Genomic DNA, 21,112 nt, shown 5'->3' on the forward strand with positions numbered 1-21,112 from the left:
GAAATGTATAGTTTTTCACCAAAATTAAAATCAACTTCTATCATACTTCTTGTTGTAGGTTTAGTTCTATTTGGAATTGGTTTTTTCCTTAATCACGGGATCAGTACAGAAAGAATAGAGCACATGATGGAAGCAGTTCATTCCGCCGGTCACAATGCACCTACTCACTCTAGTGAAATGATAGGACCACAGGATCATGCTTCACATCTTGAGCATGCAACAATGCAGATTCATAACCAGCCATTGGCAGCAATACATTTCGTAGCGGTATTTTTCTTCGGAGTAAGTTGTGCAGTGTTGTTTTTCTACTGTATTCAGCATGCGGCCCATGCAGGATGGCCAATCATCATTACAAGAGTAATGGAAGCTATAGCTTCGTATATTCCATACGGTGGAGCGATTTTAGTAATCTTAATGTTATTAAATATCTTTCATCAAGGTCACCTATTCCACTGGATGGATCCGGATTTAACAGATCCAAACTCTGCACATTTTGATGTGATTTTATTTGAAAAGAAAAGATTTTTAAATATTCCTTTCTATGCTATCAGAACTTTGATCTATGTAATCGGAGCTTCATTCTTTGCTTGGAAACTAAAAGCGCAGTCTAAAAAAGTAGATGACACAAAATCTTTGGTTGAGTATCAATTCCTTTACAGATGGGCAGTAGGATATATCGCATTTTTCGGGTTTGCTTCAGCAGCCTGGGCTTGGGATTGGTTGATGTCTATTGACCCTCACTGGTATTCTACTATGTACATCTGGTATTCTATGGTGAGCTGTCTTTCTAGTGGTATCGCTGTAATTATTTTACTAAGTGTTTACCTTAAGAAAAACGGATTCTTGCCACAGTTCAATGACAATCACTTGCACGATTTAGGAGTTTTCCTTTTTGCGACAAGTATGCTTTGGACCTATACATGGTTTGCACAGTTCATGCTTTACTGGTATGCAAACGTACCGGAAGAGGTAAATTACTTCTTCGGAAGATTCCAGCACTACGGTGTTACTTTCTTACCGATGCTGATCATCAACTTCTTACTACCACTATTGGTATTAGTAAGTTCAAGCATCAAAAGAAACTACAAAGTGGTTACAATTATGGCAGTAGTTGTTATTTTAGGTCACCTTTTAGATTATTTCAATATGGTAATGCCGGGAACGGTTGGTCCTTACTGGAACACTCCTGAAGTACTTTTATTGGTAGTAGGTGCTGTATTATTTGTCGTAGGATTATTCATCTTTACAGTAATGTCCGCATTAGCTAAATTGAAATTAATTCCAACAGGAAATCCATTCCTTCACGAATCTGAAATTTATGAGTATCCTTTCTAAGGATTTGTAACAAAATAAAACTTTAAAAGACTGATTATTTATTAATCAGTCTTTTTTTGTAATCTGAGACAACCTTTTCGAAAATTCACTGTCTTACTTATAATAACCTAACCGATAACCATGAAAAAAACTCAACTTCTTACATTGCTATTTGTATTATTACTCAGCTTTGTTAATGCGCAAACCATTACTTTTCTTTCAGAAAAAACAAACCAACCTTTACCAAAAGTTTCAGTATTCGGGAAAGACGGAAGCATTGTTGCCCATTCAGACATTGATGGAAAAATTGAAAGAAAAATGTTAATTTCTTCGCAGGAAAAATTTCAACTGGTCTATGATAATATATCGCTTGGAACATTTTCTTATGCAGATTTGGATAAAGATGTGGTCAAATTAAATGACAGAGTGAAAGATATTGAAGCGGTGGTCATCAAAAACAACAAACCCGCAAAATATGTTTTAGTAAAAGGCAACTTTAATGCTTATGTTACTTTAAACAATAAACTAAACTGTTATGTCGATGGGATCGTTACTTATGTTTTCGATAATAAGACTAAAAAAGTGAAAAGCACAAATATCGAACAGTACAGGATTTTCAGATTAGAAGGTGCTAAAAATGAGAAAAAAGAAATGGGCTCTTGGGATTACAATGGATTTCTTGACCTTCCGGGTTTGAAAAATGTTGGGAATATCGAAGAGTTCAGAAATAAAAAAGCGACGATAAAAGAACTAAAAGGAAACACCAAAGACGAAATAGAAATCAGTGGAAGTGCACTTCAGGAAAAAGAATTAGCATTGTTTGGTTATAGATTGTATGACATTAAAACAATCCTTAATCATTCTTATGATAAAGGTTCAAAAAAAACATTAAGGGATTTTCTTGAGTCAAATGAAATTGCTTTCATTAAACTTAAACATAAAAGTGAACCAACTTACAACCAAGTAATTATTTACAGAAATTTCCACCCTACAGAATTAGACTTTAGCGATAAAAATGATGTTGAAAAAGTGAAATATGACAAAGACATCAGTAATTACAAAACCAGCTATTGGCAAGATGCATCATTCCCAAATATGCAGACTATTTTCAGCTCATTCTTCAAAGAAGATTTAAAGGAAAAAGAAAACAAAAAATAAAAAATCTGTATTCATAAAGGTTTTACTAAATTTGCATCAAACCATAAACAAATGAAAAAGCTAAGTTTTCTACTCATTTTTAGTTTACTTCTTTTTACCGCTTGTAAGAAAGATCATGTTGATGCCACCACTACTCAAACTCTGCAGTCGAGCATCAATGATATGGCTTCTAGTCTTACGACGATCAAGCAGATCAAATTTAATGAAGCTTTGTATATACTAAAAACTTTCGGTGTAGAAGCTGAAGGTGATGTGAACGAGCTTAAAGCTTTAGGCCAGCTGATCAATGGAAAAAAAGTTCCAGAAATTTTGTCTATGGCAGATCAGGTGGCGCAGAAAAACGGCATCGAATGGGCAAGCACAGCACCGCCGTCATTAGGAGAGATGAATATTTTCGGTGATGAATCTGCAAAAGAGAGCGATCCAAACGATGTGAGAGCAACCTCTTTAAATATCGCAACACGATTATCCGGTGATACAGGAAATGGTGCGACATCATTGCAAATAATCCCAAGATTGGTTGATAATGCAGGAAAGCCAATCGCTTTTACAGGAGCCGCATTAGAAACAACTTTAGAAGTTTTCAGTAATGGGATCAAACTTTCAACTGCTAAAAATCTGATGCTGGATAACAATTTCCGAGGATTTAACCTTAAATTTTCTTCTTTGCTGGCATCTAAAATAGTAGATAATAAAATTGACATCACAGTATCCGTAAAAACAACAGCAAAAACTTTCAAAATGTCTAAAATAGGATTAGACGTTAATCCTAACGCATTGCGAGTACCTGAAGTTCCAAAAACAGATTCTACCACGATTATAGAAGATCCGAATGCGGTGATCGATCCTAATAATCCTACAGGAATAACCCCTGGAACCGTTACAGATCCTAATACCACTCCCACACCACCAAAACAACCGGTAGCTGATCCGAAAAGTACAGTAAGCAAATTTTTAAACAATGTGAGTTCTCAGAATTTAAAAGCAGCTTTTGACGCCTCCAGCAACCCAAGTTGGGGAAGCTATGAATCTTTCTCAAATCCTACTTCAGGTTTTGGTTCGGTCAAAAATGTGAGTGTGAAAAACATTACCACAAACGCATCAAATCCAAATGTTTCAAGTGTAAGTGCTACTTATGATGTTACCGATAAAAACGGAAAAACGACTTCTTTGAGAGCTACTTTCGGACTAAAAAACGTCAACGGAGAATGGAAAATCTCAAGTTATAAGATCAACCCATAACCAATGGCTTCACCGGAACTGATACAAAAATTGGAAAATACGATTGAAAACATCGCTGATTTTCCGATTCCGGGAATTCAGTTCAAAGATATTTCGCCCATATTTGCAGATCCTAAATTGTATCAGGAAGTTATTGATGACTTGGTGAAATTCAGCAAAGGAAAAGTAGATGCAATCTGCGGCATTGAAAGCCGAGGTTATCTTTTTGGAATTGCCATTGCGGTTGCTTTAGAAGTTCCTTTTATTTTAATTAGAAAAACTGGAAAACTTCCGCCACCTGTCATTTCAGAAAAATATGATCTTGAATACGGAAGCGCAGAAATTGAGACCCGCAAAGGTCAGATCAAAGAAGGTCAAAAAATTTTAATTCATGATGATCTTTTAGCAACCGGCGGAACTACAGAAGCTGCAGCCAAATTGGTTGAGAAACAAGGTGCAAAAGTAGTACAGTTCAGTTTTCTCATTGGTTTAAAAGATCTGAAAGGTGAAGAAAAACTCAGGAAATTTAATGCGGAAATTTATCATACTTTGGGATACTGATTACTTCGTTACATAACTAAGTATAATATATAAACAGAAATATTAGAAGTGTCATTCTGAGCTTGTCGAAGCATCTCAATTACTTTAAAATACATTTAAGAATAAAGAATTTACAATTCATCTAATAATACCTGCAAACTATTTTGTAAATCATTCAGAAACAATTAAATTTGCAGTTCAATTTTTAAGAATTTATGGCAAAATTGGGTAAAAATGCTCCAAATGAGCAAGAAGGTAAAGAAACAGTGGAATTTTTTAAAGACCTTGATCGAGAGGCTTTAAACACAGAAAGATTCCTTGAAAAATATCAGAAACCACTAAGCATCGCTTTTGGAGTTTTAGTTTTGGGAGTTTTAGGCTTTTTCGGGTACCAGCAGCTTGTGGTAGCTCCAAAAAATGCTGAAGCAGTAAAAACGTATTTAGCTGCACAAAAAAACCTTACTGAAGGTAAAAACAAAGAAGCTTTAGGTGGGAAATCGGCTGCCAATCCCGGTTATTTGGGAACATACAATGAGTATCCCTCAACCAAAGTGGGTAAACTTTCTGCTTATAATGCAGGCTTATTGAAATTTAAAGAAGGAAAATTTCAGGAAGCTTATGATCTTTTAGATAAATTTTCATCCGACAACAAAACATTAATGGCCATGAAGTATGGTGCAATGGCAGATGCGAAATCTGGTCTTAATAAGAATGACGAAGCGTTATCATTATTAGACAAAGCAGCTTCAGCTTCAGATGATCCTTATACAACTTATTTCTTTACAAGAAAAGCAGGTATTGTAGCTTTAGGAATGAAAAAAAATGCAGAAGCTAAAAAATATTTCGCAGCAATTGACGAAAAATACCAGGACTACGACAACGGAATGTCTGATTCTTATATTGAAATGACTAAATATTACTAAACACATGGCAACAGTTAATCTTTCAGATTACAAGCCACTTCATATAAACAATGCCGAGGATTTTTCTATCGGCATTGTTTTTTCTGAGTGGAATGACTTTGTAACATATAATCTTCGTGATGCAGCCTTAGAAATTCTTGAGAAAGAAGGCATTAAGTCTGAGAATATCAAATTATTTTCCGTTCCCGGAGCTTTTGAATTGAATTATGCGAGCATGCAGCTTTGCAAAGAACGAAAGTTTGATGCAGTAATCGCCATCGGATGTGTGATCAGAGGAGAAACCCCGCATTTTGATTTTGTTTGTGACGCTGTCGCACAAGGAATTAAAGACTGTAATATTTTAACCGATACCCCAACTATTTTTTGTGTCTTAACAGATGACACCAAAGAGCAATCCATCGCAAGAAGTGGCGGTGATCTTGGAAATAAAGGTGTGGAAGCAGCTGCAACGGCTTTAAGTATGATCAATTTCAAAAGAAATCTTTCTAATAAAAAAGGAAATATAGGTTTTGGAAATTCTCAAGTCTGATTGGTTTCATATAGAGAATATTTTTAACTTTACTTGTAAAATTACTTATTATGAAATGGACAGACGACAGAAGCGGTAACGTAGATGACAGAAGAGGATCCGGCGGCGGGGGTGCAATCGTTGGCGGTGGATTAGGAACACTGATCATTGCTGCTATTGTATTTTTCTTAGGCGGGGATCCTTCAGCAATACTTTCTTCGGGAGGAGGTTCTACAACTCAAACCGAACAGAGAAACTTGAATCCGGATGAGCTTCAGGTAGGTGAATTTATTAAAATGATCACTGCCGAAAACGAAGAAACCTGGACCAAAATTTTCGCAGAAAACAACATGCAGTATAAGCCTGCAACTGTAGTTTTATTTGAATCTCAGACACAATCGGGCTGCGGAACTGCACAGTCTGCAATGGGACCTTTTTATTGCCCTGCAGATCAAACCGTTTATATGGACATGAGTTTCTTTAATGAGCTTCAGTCACAATTCGGAGCTAAAGTAACAGAATTTACGATCGCTTATGTAATGGCTCACGAAATGGGACATCACGTACAGAATCTTTTAGGAACTTTAGGCAAAACAGACCAGCTGAGAAGAAGCGGAAAATATTCTGAAGAAGAAATGAATAAAATATCTGTAGCAACCGAGCTTCAGGCAGATTTTTATGCCGGACTCTGGTCCAGATATTCTAACGAAAGAGAAAAATTTCTGGAACCTGGTGATCTAGAATCTGCTGTTGAAGCGGCCGAAGCGGTAGGTGACGACAATATTCAACAAAGAACACAAGGGCAAGTGAATCAGGAAAGCTTTACACACGGTTCATCCGCACAGCGAAAAGAGTGGTTTATGAAGGGCTATAACTCTGGAGACATAAGACAAGGAGATACTTTCAACCAACTTTTAAGATAATAAAAAAGACCTGAAGATTTTCTTCAGGTCTTTTTTATTTTATTTCAGCTCTATCGGGTTGCTGTTTTTCTTTATTTCTTCTTTTGCTCTTTCTTCCATTCGTTTTCTCATATCTGCCGGATTTTGATTTCCGCCCCCTCCTCCAGTTCTCATTGGAGAAGAAATTCCGCCGCTACGCTGATTATTCATAAATGACATAGGATCTGTTTTGAATTTCTCTTGCTGCTTTACGTAATCAGCTCTCTTCACTTTAACTACATTACCAAATTGATTCATCTCAGGAAAATCTGCGATTTTATAATTTTTCATTAAATCGAAAGAATAATCACCATCAGCATCTTCGGCTTTTACGACTAATCCAGGAAGTCCGCTGAATTTGTATGGCCCATCCTGATAAGGTAAATCTGTTGTGAACCAAGCTGTCCATTTTCTGCCACCAAAATCAGTTTCTGCTTTTTGCACTTTATATTCGCCTATTTTTGTAGTTTCCGGTAATATTTTCCATTCCAAAGCTCGGTCTTCCTCGTAAGAGTAAGCGTCTCTACCCAGTCTGTCTTTGTAAATTGTTTTTTGATTTTTCTTATCTTTTTCGATGGAATAATTAATGCTTGATCTTAGGCTTTCCATTTGATCTCTGTTAAAACCCCTTGCGCCACCACTTTGACGATTAGCTTGCATTACAGAATCTCTTTTTATTCTGTTTTCAGAATAGAACATCGATTTTTCTGCTGAAATATCTAAATAAGCATTCTCTGTCTTGATATCCGCTTTATTAGAAGCATCAGGCTTCATGGTTACCTGATAAACAAATCTGTTGGTCTGTGCAAAAGTTGTCTGAATGAATAATACCATTGTTAAAATGCCTAATCTTTTCATTTTTCTTGATTTATAGTTTTGATTTTAAATACTCTTCAAAGTTAAACCATCGATGATAAAAATTGATAAAATAAAATCGTCGATTTTTATATACTGATTATTGTTCGTATTTTTGCACTATTAAATCATTCTAAATAAATACAATGATAAAAGTTTCAGATCATGCTAAGGAAAAAGCCATTCAACTGATGACAGAAGATGGTTTTAATCCGGCAGAAGATTATATAAGAGTTGGGGTAAAGAGCGGAGGTTGTTCTGGTTTGGAATATGTTTTAGGTTTCGACAACAAAAAAACAGATACCGATCAGGTTTTTGAAGATAATAATATCAAAATTGTTGTAGAAAAAAAATCGATTCTTTATTTAGCAGGTACCATCCTCGAATACTCAGGTGGATTGAATGGAAAAGGATTTGTTTTTAACAATCCTAATGCAGCCAGAACGTGTGGTTGCGGTGAGAGTTTTAGCTTATAATTAGACATTGGAAGTACTGATTTAGAATACTCTAAATCTTAAATCTAATTTCTAAAATCTATTAAAATGAGTAAATATACTGAAGACGACTTAAGAGTCGATTTAGAAAATCAAAAATACGAATTCGGCTGGGAAACGATACTCGATTACGAAGATTTCCCAACTGGTTTAAATGAAGACATCGTCCGTGCTATTTCTGCTAAAAAAGAAGAACCGGAATGGATGACAGAATGGCGTTTGGAATCTTTCAAGATCTGGTTAAAAATGACTGAGCCTGAATGGGCGAACATCAAATACACAAAACCGGATTTTCAGGCGATAAAATATTACGCTGCACCGAAAGCTAAACCAGAATTGGCAAGCTTAGATGAAGTGGATCCTGAACTATTGGCAACTTTCGCCAAGTTAGGAATCAACATTGAAGAGCAGAAAAGACTTTCAAATGTTGCTGTAGATATCGTAATAGATTCGATCTCTGTAAAAACGACTTTTCAGGATACTTTAGCAGAAAAAGGAATTATTTTCTGTTCAATTTCCGAAGCGATTAAAAATCATCCGGATTTAGTAAAAAAATATCTTGGAAAAGTAGTTCCGAGAGGTGATAACTTTTATGCCGCATTGAATTCCGCAGTATTTTCTGACGGAAGTTTCTGCTATATTCCAAAAGGGGTAAGATGCCCAATGGAATTATCAACCTATTTCCGTATCAATCAGTCTGGTACAGGTCAGTTTGAAAGAACGCTTGTTATTGCTGATGAGGGAAGTTATGTTTCTTACTTGGAAGGCTGTACCGCTCCGTCAAGAGACGAAAACCAGCTTCACGCCGCAGTTGTTGAATTAATTGCTTTAGATAATGCTGAAATTAAATATTCAACGGTTCAGAACTGGTATCCAGGGAATGAAGAAGGTAAGGGTGGTGTTTTCAACTTTGTAACCAAAAGAGGATTATGCGAAACTAAAGCAAAAATCTCTTGGACTCAGGTTGAAACTGGTTCTGCTGTAACTTGGAAATATCCTTCTTGTATCTTAAAAGGTGACGGTTCTATAGGTGAGTTCTACTCTATCGCAGTGACCAACAATCATCAATATGCCGATACGGGTACAAAGATGATTCACATCGGAAAGAATACAAAATCAACGATTATTTCTAAAGGAATTTCTGCAGGAAAATCTCAAAACTCATACAGAGGTTTGGTAAAAGTAATGCCTTCTGCAAAAGGAGCCAGAAACTTCTCACAGTGTGACTCACTATTGATGGGTAACGAATGTGGAGCGCATACTTTCCCTTATATTGAAATTAAAGATCCGACTGCTCAGTTAGAACATGAAGCTACCACTTCAAAAATCGGTGAAGATCAGATCTTCTACTGTAACCAGAGAGGTATCGATACGGAAAGAGCAATTGCTTTGATCGTCAATGGTTTCAGTAAAGAAGTTTTAAATAAATTACCAATGGAATTTGCCATTGAAGCCCAGAAGTTACTGGAGATTTCTTTGGAAGGTTCTGTGGGATAGTTTGATTTTATCGCAAAGTAAAACAAAGATTTAAAAAAGCAACCAGCTTATTTTAAGATAAACTAAGCCGCTAACGCTTAGGAAAGAAATACAAATGAAATTAATTTTCAACTTGTATCTTTGCGAAAAACAAACAAATGACAGAAAATGACATTTCAAAGGTTGTATTTGAAAGCGGATTAAAGATTCATAGAAAATTAGGTGTTGGTTTATTTGAAACCATTTATGAAGATTGTTTATTTTATGAATTAAAGAAAGAAGGATTAATAGTTGAAAAACAAAAATTCCTGAATATCCAATATGAAGAACTTATTTTGGAAAGAGCTTTTAAAATGGATTTGTTGATTGAAAATAAAGTCGTTTTAGAAATCAAATCAGTAGAAAGCTTAAATAATTTTCATGCTTTACAGCTCAAAAATTATTTAAGAATCGGAAACTTTAAGTTAGGAATGCTTCTAAATTTTAACTCTCAGCTTTTTAAAAACGGAGTAAGAAGAATAGCAAACAATCTTGATCAAATTTAAATATTAAAATAAAAATAGTATTTCCTCGCTAAGCGTTAGCGCCTTTGTTTATCTTAAAGATAACACAGGAGACAAATAAAAATCTTTGTCTAACCTTGCGATAAATTAAAAATATATGTTAAACATTAAAAACTTACATGCCAGAATCGAAGATGGCGCACAAATATTAAAAGGTATCAATCTTGAAATCAAGCCGGGCGAAGTTCACGCGATCATGGGACCAAACGGAGCCGGAAAATCTACCCTTTCTTCTGTAATTGCAGGAAAAGAAGATTACGAAGTAACGGAAGGGGAAATCCTTTTTCAAGGTGAAAACATTATTGAAGATGCTCCGGAGGAAAGAGCTCACAAAGGAATTTTCCTTTCTTTTCAATATCCGGTAGAGATTCCGGGAGTTTCTGTGACGAACTTCATTAAAGCTGCTCTAAACGAAAACAGAAAAGCAAACGGATTTGAAGATATGCCTGCAAAAGAAATGCTGGCGATGATTCGTGAAAAATCTGAGAAATTAGGAATTAAAAAAGATTTCCTTTCAAGATCATTGAACGAAGGATTTTCGGGTGGTGAAAAGAAAAGAAACGAGATTTTCCAGATGATGATGCTGAATCCTAAGTTAGCTATTCTTGACGAAACGGATTCCGGATTGGATATCGATGCTTTGAGAATCGTTGCAGATGGTGTAAACCAGTTTAAAAACGAAGGAAATGCAGTTCTTTTGATCACGCATTATCAAAGATTGCTGAATTATATTGAGCCTGATTATGTACACGTTTTAGCGAACGGAAAAATCATAAAAACAGGTGATAAATCTTTAGCTTTAGAATTGGAAAGCAAAGGTTACGACTGGTTGCTTAACTAAGAAAATATTTTTGGTTAAGTTTTTTATCAATCCTTAGTCGAAAAGGCAGTGAAAAACTGCGATATTGATACAAATTAAATTTATAATAAAGGTGTGATGGCCGAAATATCAGTAATGGCTTTATACGATCAAACAATAGAAAATCACAGTGAATTTTTGGAGAGTCTGCGTCACAGATTTTTAGATGACGACAGAAAAACGGCGCTGCAGAAGTTTGCAATTAAAGGTTTTCCGACAAAGAAAGACGAAGAATACAAGTATACCAACATCAAAGAAATCACGGAGAAAGATTATAATTTTTTCCCGAAAGAAAGTCACAACATCACCAAAGAACAGCTTGATGAGCTGCACTTGGGAGAAGAAAATTTTGACTGGATTGTTTTTGTAAACGGTCAGCTTCGTAAAGAGCTTTCAAGCATTTCTATCGAAAATGCAGAATTTTTATCTTTCAATTATGCTTTGAATGATGAGAATCATAAAGATATTTTCGATCAATATTTTAATACGATTGCGGCAAAAGATTTAGCTTTTACCAATTTAAATCAGGCTTACTGCAAATACGGATTTTTCCTGAAAGTTCCGAAAAATGTGATTATCGAAAAACCGATCCACGTTTTTTATCTTTCTCAAAATCAGGAAGAAAACACTTTCTACAACACCAGAAACTTATTGATTGTAGAAGAAGGAGCGAAAGTTGAAATCATCGAAAGTCATCATAATTTTGACGAAATTTTTGTGTTTACCAATTCGGTAACTGAAATTTTCACGTATCAGAATGCAAAAGCAGACTGGCACAAAATTCAGAATGACAGTGATACTTCTTATTTGGTAGATCACACATTTGCTAAACAGGAAAGAGACAGTTTAACGACGGTAAATACATTTACATTCGGAGGAAAAATCATCAGAAACAATCTGGATTTTATTCATAACGGAGAAAATATCAACTCTTTCATGAATGGAATCACGATTATCGGGAAAGATCAGTTGGTCGATCACCACACGGCGGTTCACCATAACACGCCAAACTGTCAGAGTTATCAGAATTACAAAGGTATTTATAAAGATAAATCTCACGGAGTTTTTAACGGAAAAGTATTTGTAAATAAGATCGCTCAGAAAACCAACGCTTATCAGCAAAACAACAACGTTTTATTAAGCGAAGGAGCAACAATTGACACCAAGCCTCAATTGGAGATTTTCGCAGACGATGTGAAGTGTTCTCACGGTTGTACAGTTGGTCAGTTGAATAAAGATGCTTTATTTTATTTGAGAGCGAGAGGTATTTCTAAAAAAGAAGCACAAGCATTATTGCTTTACGCTTTTGCCAATGACGCAATGCAGAATATCGACATTGAGCCATTAAAAGTAAAAATCGAGCAACTTTTAGCAGAAAAACTTGAAGTTACTATGGAATTCTAAAATTCCATTTAAACATAAGAAAGAAAGCACTTCAATCGAAGTGCTTTCTTTGTGTATATTGATCTCAAATCTATTTCTTTAACCACCACTGACTGTCTTTTCTGTCAGAACGTTTCACACCGTTATCAATGTTGTAGGCAAAACCAATCCCTAAAGTCTGCTTCAACTGTGTTTTCTGGATTTGATCATGGTCATACATCAAATCTAAAGTCACAATGGATGATACAAATCTGTTGATTTTCATATTTAAAAGCATATTGTACGACAACACCATATGATCAGGTTTATCTAAATAATTAGAGAAAATAGAACCTGTATTTGTCATTTCGATATTTTCCATGAGTTTTACTTTATAAATGGCAGAACCGAGAAAACCGATCTGCATCAGGAAAAAATCACCATCAGCCTTCAAACCATAGTTTCCGCCTAACTGCAATTCTTTATCTAAAACAAAGGTAAATCTTCCGTTGGCAGGTCTTAAAGTAACCGTAAGATTCTCGTCAGGTCTGTAAGTGATACCCAGACCGGCATTCACGTATCCAGGAGCCATAAAGTTTGAAATTTTCTTAGCTTCAGGATTATTACCATCTTCAAAACCGCCTGAAAATTGCGAAAGTACACTCGCTCCCGTAGAAACGTACCAGCTTTTTGAAAACTGTCGTCCGTAGTTGGTAGAAACATTCAGAACATCCTGAGTTTTTCTTGTTCCCACGCCTTTTGTAGTGTTTTGTCCGTAATTTAGAATAATGATATTTTCCCAAAGATGACGACCTTTTTCGTATACAAGATTATAATTTGCACTTGCGAGCCATCCTACATTATTAGCTCCACCTCCTACCCAATTTGAGAAAGCTGCCTGATTAAACATGAGGCTGTTTTTTGCAACGACAGACCAGTGTCTCGGTTTTTTGATGGTGTCAGCTGCTGCAGAATCGCTGATGATTACCTGTGCAAATGAATATACACACAGATACAAAGAAAGCAAAACGAAAATCTTTTTCATATATCTCATTTTTTCAAGTGCAAAAATAAAGATATAATGTTATATAGAAGGTTTACAGGGTTTAACGGTTTTGTAAAAGGATTGTTTTACGCCATCATTTCAAACAAAAAAGTTTTAAAAACATTACATTTTGTCTTGAATAAGTGATAAAATTTAAAATCATCGACAAATTTTCCGAAATTTATACTTGGCTTTTGATTTGACACTTTTCCGGTATGTTTAAAAATGTAATTTACAAAAATGCAATCATCTATCCTCTGCTGATGCTGAGTGCTATGTGGTTCGGATATTTTCTACAGATGCAGGGCTTTTTTGCAAGTTGCTTTGGAGCAATTATTCCTTTGTTGCCGGAAGGTTTGCTTGGAATTATCACGTCCCCTCTCCTCCATGGGAGCGTTGATCATATTGTTGGAAACTCAATTCCCATAGCTGTTTTAATGGGACTTCTTTATCAGTTTTACCCATTAGTAGCCAACAAAGTTTTTATTATTGGCTGGCTTGCTACCGGACTTTTGCTTTGGACTCTTCCACCAATTGATTTTCTCACAGGCGAATATATATACACCTGTACCATCGGAGCAAGCGGTGTTGTGTATGTTCTTGCTTTTTTTCTTTTCTTCAGTGGCGTCTTTAAATGGAATATGACACTTCTTACCATCTCACTTTTGGTCGTTCTATATTACGGAAGTTTGATCTGGGGAATGCTTCCTGAAGAGCTTTTCTATAATATGCAGGAACCCAGTAAAATTTCCTGGCAGGCTCATTTATCTGGTGCTGTTGTGGGAAGTATTTTGGCTTTTGTATTTAAAAATATAGGCGAAAAAAAGAAAAGATTCATCTGGGAATTCCCTAACTATTATAGTGAAAAAGACGATAAGCTTTGGCAGGAATACAAAGAAAACCATCCTGATGATTTTTTAGAATTACCATACAAAAAAAACGAAGATCTTTGGGATCATTTAGAAGAAATCAGAAGAAAATAAATCCTAATTTATTACATTTGAATAAAATAACACAAATGTATTCTGAAGAACATCTCTACTCTATCGCACTTCGTGAGTGTAATTTTATTGGTGACATTAATTTCTTTAAGCTGGTACGATCTTTTGGGAGCGCAAAAAACGTTTGGGAATCTGCAAAAAAACAACTCGGTAAAACCGACGGAATCGGAACAAAAACTGTTTCCGATATCGGAAATGCAGAACATCTAAAATTTGCAGAAAAAGAACTCTTATTTTGCGAAAAAAATTCCATAAAAATCAATCTGCGCCATCAGAATGAGCTGCCTTTTTTATTGGCGGAATGTGACGATGCACCTTCGATTTTGTATCAAAAGGGCAATTTTGAGAGAAATTTAAAACCCATCAGTTTAGTTGGTACGCGAAACATTACAGCTTATGGCAAAAAATTCATAGAAGACTTTTTCGAAGAAGTAAAAACACATCAATTTATTTCCGTCAGTGGTTTGGCTTTAGGAGTTGATAAAGAAGTTCATGAGGAATCCTTAAAACATCAAATTCCTACGATTGGAGTGTTGGCTCATGGTTTTCACACGTTTTATCCTTCAAAAAACAGAAAACTTTCAGAAAAAATCATTGAGGAAAATGGGGGCCTGCTTACAGAATTCAATTCTTCCCGAAAACCTGACAGAGAAAATTTCATACAAAGAAACAGAATTGTTGCCGGTATTTCTCCCGCTACTATTGTTGTTGAAACTGCGTTTGGGGGCGGATCGATCAGTACTGCAACCTTTGCGAACAACTACAACAGAGATGTTTTTTCATTGCCCGGAAAGATTACGGATAAGTACAGCCAAGGTTGTAATCATCTTATTTTTCAGAATAAAGCGACTGCAATTTCCACCTTTAAAGATTTGCTAAATTTAGTAGGATTCAACGATCCAAAAGAAAAAATAGAAGAGCTTTTTTCTTATAGCCACTCAACAATTCAATTGTCTGAAAATCAAGAATTAATTTATAATAAAATTGCGGCAAACCCGCACATTTCTTTAGATGATTTGGCTGAGCAAATTTCCACTGTCTCACACAAATTGTTGCCTGTGATTCTAGAATTAGAGCTTTTAGGGAAAGTAAAATCGTTTTCAGGGAGACAATTTGTAGCAATATGAAAATTAATGATTTCTTAATATTTCATTATTTCATATATAACATTTAATTTTTAATAAAATTTAATTCATAATTGTCAATTTAATAATATTCTGTTGCATTATTATTGAATTATCAGCAAATATTAAATAAGCTATTGTGAATCTTGAAAAAAAAATTAAATTTGTTGACATAATATTCAACCTTACTTATATGGAACAATATAATATTGACCAGAAAATTCAGGAATTTATTGCTAAAATTGAGGCAAAAAATCCAAACGAACCGGAATTCTTACAGGCCGTAAAAGAAGTTGCCATTACTGTAATTCCGTTTATCCTTACCAGAAAAGAATATACCGGCATGAAGCTTCTAGAGAGAATGGCCGAAGCTGAAAGGATTATTATTTTCAGAGTTCCATGGGTTGACGACAAAGGAGAAATTCAGGTAAACAGAGGGTTCAGAATTCAGATGAACTCTGCAATCGGACCTTACAAAGGGGGAATTCGTTTTCATCCTACAGTAAACCTTTCTGTACTTAAATTCTTAGCATTCGAGCAGGTTTTCAAAAACTCTCTAACGACACTTCCGATGGGAGGTGGAAAAGGAGGTTCAGATTTTGATCCGCAAGGAAAAACAGATATGGAAGTAATGCGTTTTTGCCAGGCTTTCATGACAGAACTTTGCAAACATATCGGTCCAGAAACTGACGTTCCTGCAGGAGACATTGGTGTTGGAGCAAGAGAAATAGGATATTTATTTGGTCAGTATAAAAAGATCAGAAACGAATTTACAGGAGTTCTTACAGGAAAAGGTCTTGCTTATGGAGGATCACTGATCCGTCCTGAAGCGACTGGTTACGGGGTTGTATACTTCGCTGAACAAATGCTGAAGACAATCGGACAGACTTTTAAAGATAAAACGGTAACTGTTTCAGGTTTCGGAAACGTAGCTTGGGGTGTTATTAAAAAAATAAACGAACTTGGAGGAAAAGTAGTTACCCTTTCAGGACCAGACGGTTATGTTTATGACAAAGACGGTATTGAAGGAGAAAAAATTGAATATTTATTAGAATTAAGAGCTTCTGGAAATAACAGGGCTGAAGATTATGCTAAAAAATATCCATCAGCTGTATTCCACGCAGGAAAACGTCCTTGGGAAGTTAAATGCGACGTGGCAATTCCTTCGGCAACTCAAAACGAACTGGATGTTGAAGATGCTAAATTATTGGTAGAAAACGGATGTGTCTGTGTTACTGAAGCTGCGAATATGCCTTCTACATTAGATGCTATTAATTATTTCCTTGAGAACAAGGTATTATTCTCTCCGGGGAAAGCTTCAAACGCAGGTGGCGTTGCTACTTCAGGTTTAGAAATGACTCAAAACTCAATCAGACTCAACTGGACTTCTGAAGAAGTTGATGCAAGATTGAAGGAAATCATGATCGGAATTCACAAAGCGTGCAGAGATTATGGAAAAGAGGAAGACGGCTATGTCAACTACGTAAAAGGCGCCAACATTGCCGGATTCGTAAAAGTTGCAGAAGCAATGCTTGCTCAAGGTGTAGTATAAAATATAAAGGTCGGGAAGTTTTCCCGGCCTTTTTCATTAAGCCTGTCCCGGGATAATGGGAAAAAAGTAATAGTGAAAGAGGAAAGCGTTGAATTTATTCAGCGCTTTTTTTATTTTTATGAAAAGATTCTAATGAAAAATACATTCAAATCTATAGATGAATATTTTCTTTTATTTTCTGAGGAAATTCAGATAAAATTTGAAATTTTAAGAAAGACACTTCACTCTCAAGATTCTGAAATCGAAGAGTATATAGGTTATCAAATGCCCGGATTTAAATATAAAGATAAACCGCTGGCCTATTTTGCTGGTTATAAAAAGCATATTGGTTTTTATCCCGGTCCCGAAGCCATCAGACATTTTGAAAGTGAATTTAAAAATAGAAAGTACAAGTTTTCTAAAGGTGCTGTTCGGTTTCCTTTAAATGAAGATTTGCCTTTAGATTTGATAGAAAAAGTAGTACAGTTAAGAATGATGGAAATTGAACAGAAAAAATCCTGAAACATAAGATTCCAGGATTTCATTCTACTTATATACTAAAACTACTTCAAAAAGCAAATCAATTGGGGGTTGATTTAATGTTTAAACGTTCATAGCGTGATAAAATTTTATTGGATCTAGCTTTTAACTAAAGTTTAGGATTTTTTCTAATAATTTAAGATCACTTATTTATTGACTGTGAGCATCATCTTTTCTACAAACTCAAAAGCAGCCGGACAAATCAAGGTATTCTTTATCATCAGATCATTGATCTGATAGATCTTTTTCCGGTCAGTATGAGGATATTCTCGGCAGGCTTTTGGGCGAACGTCATAAATCGAACAGGTATTATCACCATTAAGAAAAAAGCATGGCAGATTTTGAAGAACTTTATCGTTATCTTCATCCACACGCAAAAATTTCGCTTCAAAATCTGCCTGTTTCATCCGCAGATGCTTTGAGATCCGTTCTATATCTTTTTCAGTGTAAAGCGGGCCTGTAGTTTTACAGCAGTTGGCGCACTGCAGACAATCTATCTTTTCAAATACTTTTTCGTGAGTTTCTTCAACGATATAGTCAAGATTTTTAGGGGGCTTCTTTTTCAGACCATCCAGAAACTTTCTGTGCTCTTTCTGCTTTTGTAAAGCCTGCTTTTTGTAAAACTCTAAATTCTTCATTGCTTATCCGGATCTGCAACCGGCAGACTTACCTTTTTATATTCATTGATCTTATCCAGATCTAAAATCGTTGATTGACCGTCAAAGTCAGGATAATACATCGGTATAAACTGAGCACCGTGAATGATCTCATCAGAAACATACGATGATCTCTGTACCACAGTATTAGAAAAAACTTCATCAAATGCACGTACATGAACGATCATTTCAATATTCGTGTTTTTAAAGTCATCCGCAGAAAATCCGTAAAACGGGGAATTTTCATCAATTTTATGTACTACTGTCCAGTTCAGAGCTAAGGTATTTATTTTACTTAATTGAGTTTCTAAACGGTAAAAATTAATCTTTGTAGTCTCGTTTTCTGTGATTTCAATGGCTGTTGAAAGTGTAACATCTGCATCCGTTAATGCATTATTTTTATAGGGTGCCAAGCGAAACATCAATGCTGTAACATCCTGAAAAGGAGCAATAACAGCAATATCTGAAAATCTGAGATAAGCTCTCGGCCTGGAGAATCTTCCGTAAAACAAACCGGTTGCAATAGCAAAGGTAAGCAATCCTAAAAACGCTTCAAACGTAGCTACCAGACTTGCAGTGAAACCTACCGGAGCAATCCTTCCGTAACCTACTGTTGTAAATGTCTGCGAGCTGAAGAAAAAGACATCAATAAACTCGTTCACCGGGTCGCTTTTATCAATCCCGGTAAGATGCTCAACTCCGATTAAATAATAAATAAATGCAAAAATAATATTGATGAAAATATACATTAGCACCAGATAAGAGATAAAACGGAACGAAGATAAATTGAGCATTGTATGATACCAACTCAGCCTGTTGAGAACGTTAATACCCTTTCTTTTCACATTCGGAAGCCCGTCTTTATTAATAAATCTTCCTGAAGCACTGGCTCCGAAGCCGCTATTATCGGTGTTCTTCTGCTGAATTCTCTTTTTAAAACCTCTTGCCATATTGTAATTATATCATTTGTGCTTCTATTTTAATTTAATAAATGAATAGAAAGTGCAAAGATAAAACATTGTTTTTATGAAATTTATCAAGTACAGAAATTTGATATAAATCTGTTTTTATCCTAGATTTGATAATTGGCTCGTTAATAATGAATTAAATATGAAAAAGCTTGAATCAAGAGAAGATATTGAATTGCTCGTCAATTCTTTTTACGAAAAAGTTGTAAAAGATGAAACAATAGGGTTTTTCTTCAAAGAAATCATGAAGGTAGATTGGGAACAACACTTGCCTAAAATGTATTCTTTCTGGGAAACCATTCTTTTTGGGCAGATGAGCTATAAAGGAAATCCGATGCAGAAACATTTTCCGATTAATGAAATTCAGCCACTGGAGAAACATCATTTTGAACGCTGGCTTGCACTTTGGAAACTGACTATTGAAGAAAATTTTACCGGTGAAAATGCTTCAATGGCAATTACCAAATCCGAAAATATTGCCAACCTCATGTCTTATAAAATGGAAATGGCAAGAAAAAAATAAAGGATTGATGTTTTGATTTAAATTAGCACTAAAATTAAGGTACAATTACGGTAAAAATATAAGCCGCCAAATTCACGAGAAGAACAGTTCCGTACAAAACATTCGTTTTTCCTCTGCTTAAGGATAACATCACAATAAAAACCGAAAGCGAAAGAAGAATAATATCTTTTTTATCTAAACCCAACACCAGGGGAATATCATATATAATACTTACAATAGAAATTGCGGGAATACTTAGCCCAATGCTTGCCAACGCCGATCCCAAAGCCAGATTTAAGCTCGACTGAATCTGATTATTCCTCGCAGCACGAATTGCTGCAAGACCCTCCGGAAGCAGTATAACGGCTGCAATAATCACGCCTACCAAAGATTTTGGCGCACCCATACTTTGTACCATATCTTCAATCGTCCCCGATAGACCTTTAGCCATGAAAACAACAATGACAAGACATATAACTAAAAAGAAAAAGCTTATAAGTGCCTGTATTTTGTTTGGGATAAAATGTTCTTCTGCGTTACCTTCTGCAGGTACAAAGTAACTTCTGTGTCTTACGGTCTGCACCATCAGAAAAACCCCGTAAATCACGAGACAGGCAATTGAGACAAATATCAGTTGGGCATTGTTATAAAACGGTCCGTTGACGCTTGATGTAAAATTGGGAAGCACTAAAGTAATCACCAGAATAGAAACGATACTTACCAGATAAGTCGTTGCGGATGTACGTGCAAAATACTGCTCAAAATATTTTACACCGCCAACCAGAATACAGATACCAATAATCCCGTTGAGAATAATCATTACAGCAGCAAATACCGTATCTCGTGCTAGAGTAATTGCCTGCTCACCGCCTGCAACCATCAGTGAAACAATCAATGCAACTTCAATGATTGTAATGCAAAGCGCTAATATAATCGTTCCGTAAGGTTCGCCCACTTTATGTGCGACTACTTCTGCGTGATGTACGGCAGACAATACACTTCCTGTCAACAAAACGCCGGCAATAACATCAAAGACAACTGTAGTAGTTCCCATCAAGCCACTGAAGTAATAAATTACCGCAACAATCGGGAAGATATATGTATAATTTAAAAATTCTCTAAGCTTCATAAGTCTGTAAAATACAAAAAAACTAAGGAATTTTAATTACAAAAAGATGAAATTAATCTTATTTTAATGATTCCAGAGCTCGAAATCCTGAAAATCAGTGAGCATATGAAAGAGCAGGCCAATCCCAATGATTCTAAGATTACCTTTAAAAAATAAGAGCAAAAAATACACCGCTATCGCATAATAAGAATGCAGGAAATGGAAACCCACACTCATTCTGTTGGGATTAAAAATAGGATCTGCAATCAGATGGTCGACATCCACAAACATTGTAGCCAAAAGAATTAGATATACTTTCTTCCAGTTTTCTCTGTAAAACACATAAGCAAAAGCCGCTGGGAAAACCAGATGCAAAAAATAATGAATAAACGATTTTAATAGAATAATATCAGACGGATTCAT

Annotated in this window: 23 protein-coding genes; 17 read left to right on the top strand and 6 right to left on the bottom strand. The window is 35.5% G+C overall.

Going from position 1 to position 21,112, the window contains the following annotated elements; translation table 11 throughout:
- Positions 1–3 precede the first annotated feature (3 nt).
- The 7 genes from K0U91_RS05825 to ypfJ all read left to right on the top strand — a co-directional run bounded on the left by K0U91_RS05825 (position 4) and on the right by ypfJ (position 6,587).
- Positions 4–1,335 (top strand): quinol:cytochrome C oxidoreductase, encoded by a 1,332-nt coding sequence (locus K0U91_RS05825; RefSeq protein WP_220178740.1) that lies wholly within the window; start codon positions 4–6, stop codon positions 1,333–1,335.
- A gap of 120 nt (positions 1,336–1,455) precedes the next feature.
- Positions 1,456–2,472 (top strand): hypothetical protein, encoded by a 1,017-nt coding sequence (locus tag K0U91_RS05830; protein ID WP_220178741.1) that lies wholly within the window; start codon positions 1,456–1,458, stop codon positions 2,470–2,472.
- A 51-nt stretch (positions 2,473–2,523) separates the two neighbouring features.
- On the top strand, positions 2,524–3,714 hold the full coding sequence (locus tag K0U91_RS05835; RefSeq protein ID WP_220178742.1) for a hypothetical protein: 1,191 nt from the start codon (positions 2,524–2,526) through the stop codon (positions 3,712–3,714).
- A 3-nt stretch (positions 3,715–3,717) separates the two neighbouring features.
- The gene (locus tag K0U91_RS05840) at positions 3,718–4,254 is read left to right on the top strand and encodes an adenine phosphoribosyltransferase (RefSeq protein WP_220178743.1); all 537 of its coding nucleotides are present in this window, start codon (positions 3,718–3,720) and stop codon (positions 4,252–4,254) included.
- 194 nt (positions 4,255–4,448) lie between these two features.
- Entirely contained in the window at positions 4,449–5,156 is a 708-nt protein-coding gene (locus K0U91_RS05845; protein ID WP_219969976.1) for a YfgM family protein, read from the top strand.
- 4 nt (positions 5,157–5,160) lie between these two features.
- The gene (gene ribH, locus K0U91_RS05850) at positions 5,161–5,685 is read left to right on the top strand and encodes a 6,7-dimethyl-8-ribityllumazine synthase (RefSeq protein WP_220178744.1); all 525 of its coding nucleotides are present in this window, start codon (positions 5,161–5,163) and stop codon (positions 5,683–5,685) included.
- 50 nt (positions 5,686–5,735) lie between these two features.
- Positions 5,736–6,587 carry a KPN_02809 family neutral zinc metallopeptidase gene (ypfJ, locus tag K0U91_RS05855; protein WP_219969974.1) on the top strand — a complete coding sequence of 284 codons (852 nt, stop codon included), beginning with the start codon at positions 5,736–5,738 and terminating at the stop codon, positions 6,585–6,587.
- 39 nt (positions 6,588–6,626) lie between these two features.
- Here ypfJ and K0U91_RS05860 read toward each other — a convergent pair whose 3' ends face one another.
- Entirely contained in the window at positions 6,627–7,463 is an 837-nt protein-coding gene (locus K0U91_RS05860; protein ID WP_220178745.1) for a GLPGLI family protein, read from the bottom strand.
- Between the two features lie 143 nt (positions 7,464–7,606).
- Between K0U91_RS05860 and K0U91_RS05865 the strand changes: the two genes are divergently transcribed.
- The 5 genes from K0U91_RS05865 (at position 7,607) to sufD (ending at position 12,256) form a co-directional block, all read left to right on the top strand.
- Entirely contained in the window at positions 7,607–7,936 is a 330-nt protein-coding gene (locus tag K0U91_RS05865) for a HesB/IscA family protein (protein ID WP_219969972.1), read from the top strand.
- 66 nt (positions 7,937–8,002) lie between these two features.
- Complete coding sequence (sufB, locus tag K0U91_RS05870; protein ID WP_220178746.1) at positions 8,003–9,451, top strand: Fe-S cluster assembly protein SufB; 1,449 nt, start codon at positions 8,003–8,005, stop codon at positions 9,449–9,451.
- A gap of 137 nt (positions 9,452–9,588) precedes the next feature.
- Positions 9,589–9,975: a GxxExxY protein gene (locus K0U91_RS05875; RefSeq protein WP_220178747.1), complete on the top strand. Its 387-nt coding sequence runs from the start codon at positions 9,589–9,591 to the stop codon at positions 9,973–9,975.
- Between the two features lie 115 nt (positions 9,976–10,090).
- Positions 10,091–10,834, top strand: coding sequence for a Fe-S cluster assembly ATPase SufC (gene sufC / locus K0U91_RS05880; RefSeq protein WP_047443242.1), 744 nt, complete (start codon positions 10,091–10,093; stop codon positions 10,832–10,834).
- Between the two features lie 114 nt (positions 10,835–10,948).
- The gene (gene sufD / locus K0U91_RS05885) at positions 10,949–12,256 is read left to right on the top strand and encodes a Fe-S cluster assembly protein SufD (protein ID WP_220179053.1); all 1,308 of its coding nucleotides are present in this window, start codon (positions 10,949–10,951) and stop codon (positions 12,254–12,256) included.
- Between the two features lie 70 nt (positions 12,257–12,326).
- On the opposite strand, the gene K0U91_RS05890 is transcribed toward sufD, so the two are convergent.
- A complete protein-coding gene (locus K0U91_RS05890; protein WP_220178748.1) occupies positions 12,327–13,259 on the bottom strand; it encodes a DUF3078 domain-containing protein in 933 nt (310 codons plus the stop codon).
- 215 nt (positions 13,260–13,474) lie between these two features.
- Here K0U91_RS05890 and K0U91_RS05895 point away from each other — a divergent pair, with 215 nt between their 5' ends.
- The 4 genes from K0U91_RS05895 (at position 13,475) to K0U91_RS05910 (ending at position 17,437) form a co-directional block, all read left to right on the top strand.
- Positions 13,475–14,242 carry a rhomboid family intramembrane serine protease gene (locus K0U91_RS05895; RefSeq protein WP_220178749.1) on the top strand — a complete coding sequence of 256 codons (768 nt, stop codon included), beginning with the start codon at positions 13,475–13,477 and terminating at the stop codon, positions 14,240–14,242.
- Positions 14,243–14,277: 35 nt separating this feature from the next.
- Positions 14,278–15,387, top strand: coding sequence for a DNA-processing protein DprA (gene dprA / locus K0U91_RS05900; RefSeq protein ID WP_220179054.1), 1,110 nt, complete (start codon positions 14,278–14,280; stop codon positions 15,385–15,387).
- Positions 15,388–15,577: 190 nt separating this feature from the next.
- Positions 15,578–16,936, top strand: coding sequence for an NADP-specific glutamate dehydrogenase (gene gdhA, locus K0U91_RS05905; RefSeq protein ID WP_219969967.1), 1,359 nt, complete (start codon positions 15,578–15,580; stop codon positions 16,934–16,936).
- 132 nt (positions 16,937–17,068) lie between these two features.
- A complete protein-coding gene (locus K0U91_RS05910) occupies positions 17,069–17,437 on the top strand; it encodes an iron chaperone (RefSeq protein ID WP_220178750.1) in 369 nt (122 codons plus the stop codon).
- A 164-nt stretch (positions 17,438–17,601) separates the two neighbouring features.
- On the opposite strand, the gene K0U91_RS05915 is transcribed toward K0U91_RS05910, so the two are convergent.
- Both K0U91_RS05915 and K0U91_RS05920 read right to left on the bottom strand, forming a co-directional pair.
- Positions 17,602–18,093, bottom strand: a complete 492-nt coding sequence (locus K0U91_RS05915) for a YkgJ family cysteine cluster protein (RefSeq protein ID WP_219969965.1) — start codon at positions 18,091–18,093, stop codon at positions 17,602–17,604.
- The gene (locus K0U91_RS05920) at positions 18,090–19,061 is read right to left on the bottom strand and encodes an ion channel (protein ID WP_220178751.1); all 972 of its coding nucleotides are present in this window, start codon (positions 19,059–19,061) and stop codon (positions 18,090–18,092) included. Before K0U91_RS05920 ends, K0U91_RS05915 begins: the two co-directional genes overlap by 4 nt.
- Before the next feature lie 160 nt (positions 19,062–19,221).
- Between K0U91_RS05920 and K0U91_RS05925 the strand changes: the two genes are divergently transcribed.
- The gene (locus K0U91_RS05925) at positions 19,222–19,602 is read left to right on the top strand and encodes a group III truncated hemoglobin (protein WP_219969963.1); all 381 of its coding nucleotides are present in this window, start codon (positions 19,222–19,224) and stop codon (positions 19,600–19,602) included.
- A 34-nt stretch (positions 19,603–19,636) separates the two neighbouring features.
- Here the strand turns inward: K0U91_RS05925 and K0U91_RS05930 are convergent, their stop codons facing one another.
- A complete protein-coding gene (locus K0U91_RS05930; protein ID WP_220178752.1) occupies positions 19,637–20,710 on the bottom strand; it encodes a calcium:proton antiporter in 1,074 nt (357 codons plus the stop codon).
- Positions 20,711–20,773: 63 nt separating this feature from the next.
- Positions 20,774–21,112, bottom strand: a complete 339-nt coding sequence (locus K0U91_RS05935) for a DUF6122 family protein (protein WP_219969961.1) — start codon at positions 21,110–21,112, stop codon at positions 20,774–20,776.

Origin of the sequence: Chryseobacterium sp. LJ668 (genome assembly GCF_019613955.1) — a bacterium.
Lineage (GTDB): Bacteria > Bacteroidota > Bacteroidia > Flavobacteriales > Weeksellaceae > Chryseobacterium.

What these genes read in the sequence shown, in the direction of transcription:
- K0U91_RS05825 (WP_220178740.1), top strand. Translation starts at nt 4, where the DNA reads ATGTATAGTTTTTCACCAAAATTAAAATCAACTTCTATCATACTTCTT.
- K0U91_RS05830 (WP_220178741.1), top strand. Translation starts at nt 1,456, where the DNA reads ATGAAAAAAACTCAACTTCTTACATTGCTATTTGTATTATTACTCAGC.
- K0U91_RS05835 (WP_220178742.1), top strand. Translation starts at nt 2,524, where the DNA reads ATGAAAAAGCTAAGTTTTCTACTCATTTTTAGTTTACTTCTTTTTACC.
- K0U91_RS05840 (WP_220178743.1), top strand. Translation starts at nt 3,718, where the DNA reads ATGGCTTCACCGGAACTGATACAAAAATTGGAAAATACGATTGAAAAC.
- K0U91_RS05845 (WP_219969976.1), top strand. Translation starts at nt 4,449, where the DNA reads ATGGCAAAATTGGGTAAAAATGCTCCAAATGAGCAAGAAGGTAAAGAA.
- ribH (WP_220178744.1), top strand. Translation starts at nt 5,161, where the DNA reads ATGGCAACAGTTAATCTTTCAGATTACAAGCCACTTCATATAAACAAT.
- ypfJ (WP_219969974.1), top strand. Translation starts at nt 5,736, where the DNA reads ATGAAATGGACAGACGACAGAAGCGGTAACGTAGATGACAGAAGAGGA.
- K0U91_RS05860 (WP_220178745.1), bottom strand. Translation starts at nt 7,463, where the DNA reads ATGAAAAGATTAGGCATTTTAACAATGGTATTATTCATTCAGACAACT.
- K0U91_RS05865 (WP_219969972.1), top strand. Translation starts at nt 7,607, where the DNA reads ATGATAAAAGTTTCAGATCATGCTAAGGAAAAAGCCATTCAACTGATG.
- sufB (WP_220178746.1), top strand. Translation starts at nt 8,003, where the DNA reads ATGAGTAAATATACTGAAGACGACTTAAGAGTCGATTTAGAAAATCAA.
- K0U91_RS05875 (WP_220178747.1), top strand. Translation starts at nt 9,589, where the DNA reads ATGACAGAAAATGACATTTCAAAGGTTGTATTTGAAAGCGGATTAAAG.
- sufC (WP_047443242.1), top strand. Translation starts at nt 10,091, where the DNA reads ATGTTAAACATTAAAAACTTACATGCCAGAATCGAAGATGGCGCACAA.
- sufD (WP_220179053.1), top strand. Translation starts at nt 10,949, where the DNA reads ATGGCTTTATACGATCAAACAATAGAAAATCACAGTGAATTTTTGGAG.
- K0U91_RS05890 (WP_220178748.1), bottom strand. Translation starts at nt 13,259, where the DNA reads ATGAAAAAGATTTTCGTTTTGCTTTCTTTGTATCTGTGTGTATATTCA.
- K0U91_RS05895 (WP_220178749.1), top strand. Translation starts at nt 13,475, where the DNA reads ATGTTTAAAAATGTAATTTACAAAAATGCAATCATCTATCCTCTGCTG.
- dprA (WP_220179054.1), top strand. Translation starts at nt 14,278, where the DNA reads ATGTATTCTGAAGAACATCTCTACTCTATCGCACTTCGTGAGTGTAAT.
- gdhA (WP_219969967.1), top strand. Translation starts at nt 15,578, where the DNA reads ATGGAACAATATAATATTGACCAGAAAATTCAGGAATTTATTGCTAAA.
- K0U91_RS05910 (WP_220178750.1), top strand. Translation starts at nt 17,069, where the DNA reads ATGAAAAATACATTCAAATCTATAGATGAATATTTTCTTTTATTTTCT.
- K0U91_RS05915 (WP_219969965.1), bottom strand. Translation starts at nt 18,093, where the DNA reads ATGAAGAATTTAGAGTTTTACAAAAAGCAGGCTTTACAAAAGCAGAAA.
- K0U91_RS05920 (WP_220178751.1), bottom strand. Translation starts at nt 19,061, where the DNA reads ATGGCAAGAGGTTTTAAAAAGAGAATTCAGCAGAAGAACACCGATAAT.
- K0U91_RS05925 (WP_219969963.1), top strand. Translation starts at nt 19,222, where the DNA reads ATGAAAAAGCTTGAATCAAGAGAAGATATTGAATTGCTCGTCAATTCT.
- K0U91_RS05930 (WP_220178752.1), bottom strand. Translation starts at nt 20,710, where the DNA reads ATGAAGCTTAGAGAATTTTTAAATTATACATATATCTTCCCGATTGTT.
- K0U91_RS05935 (WP_219969961.1), bottom strand. Translation starts at nt 21,112, where the DNA reads ATGAATCCGTCTGATATTATTCTATTAAAATCGTTTATTCATTATTTT.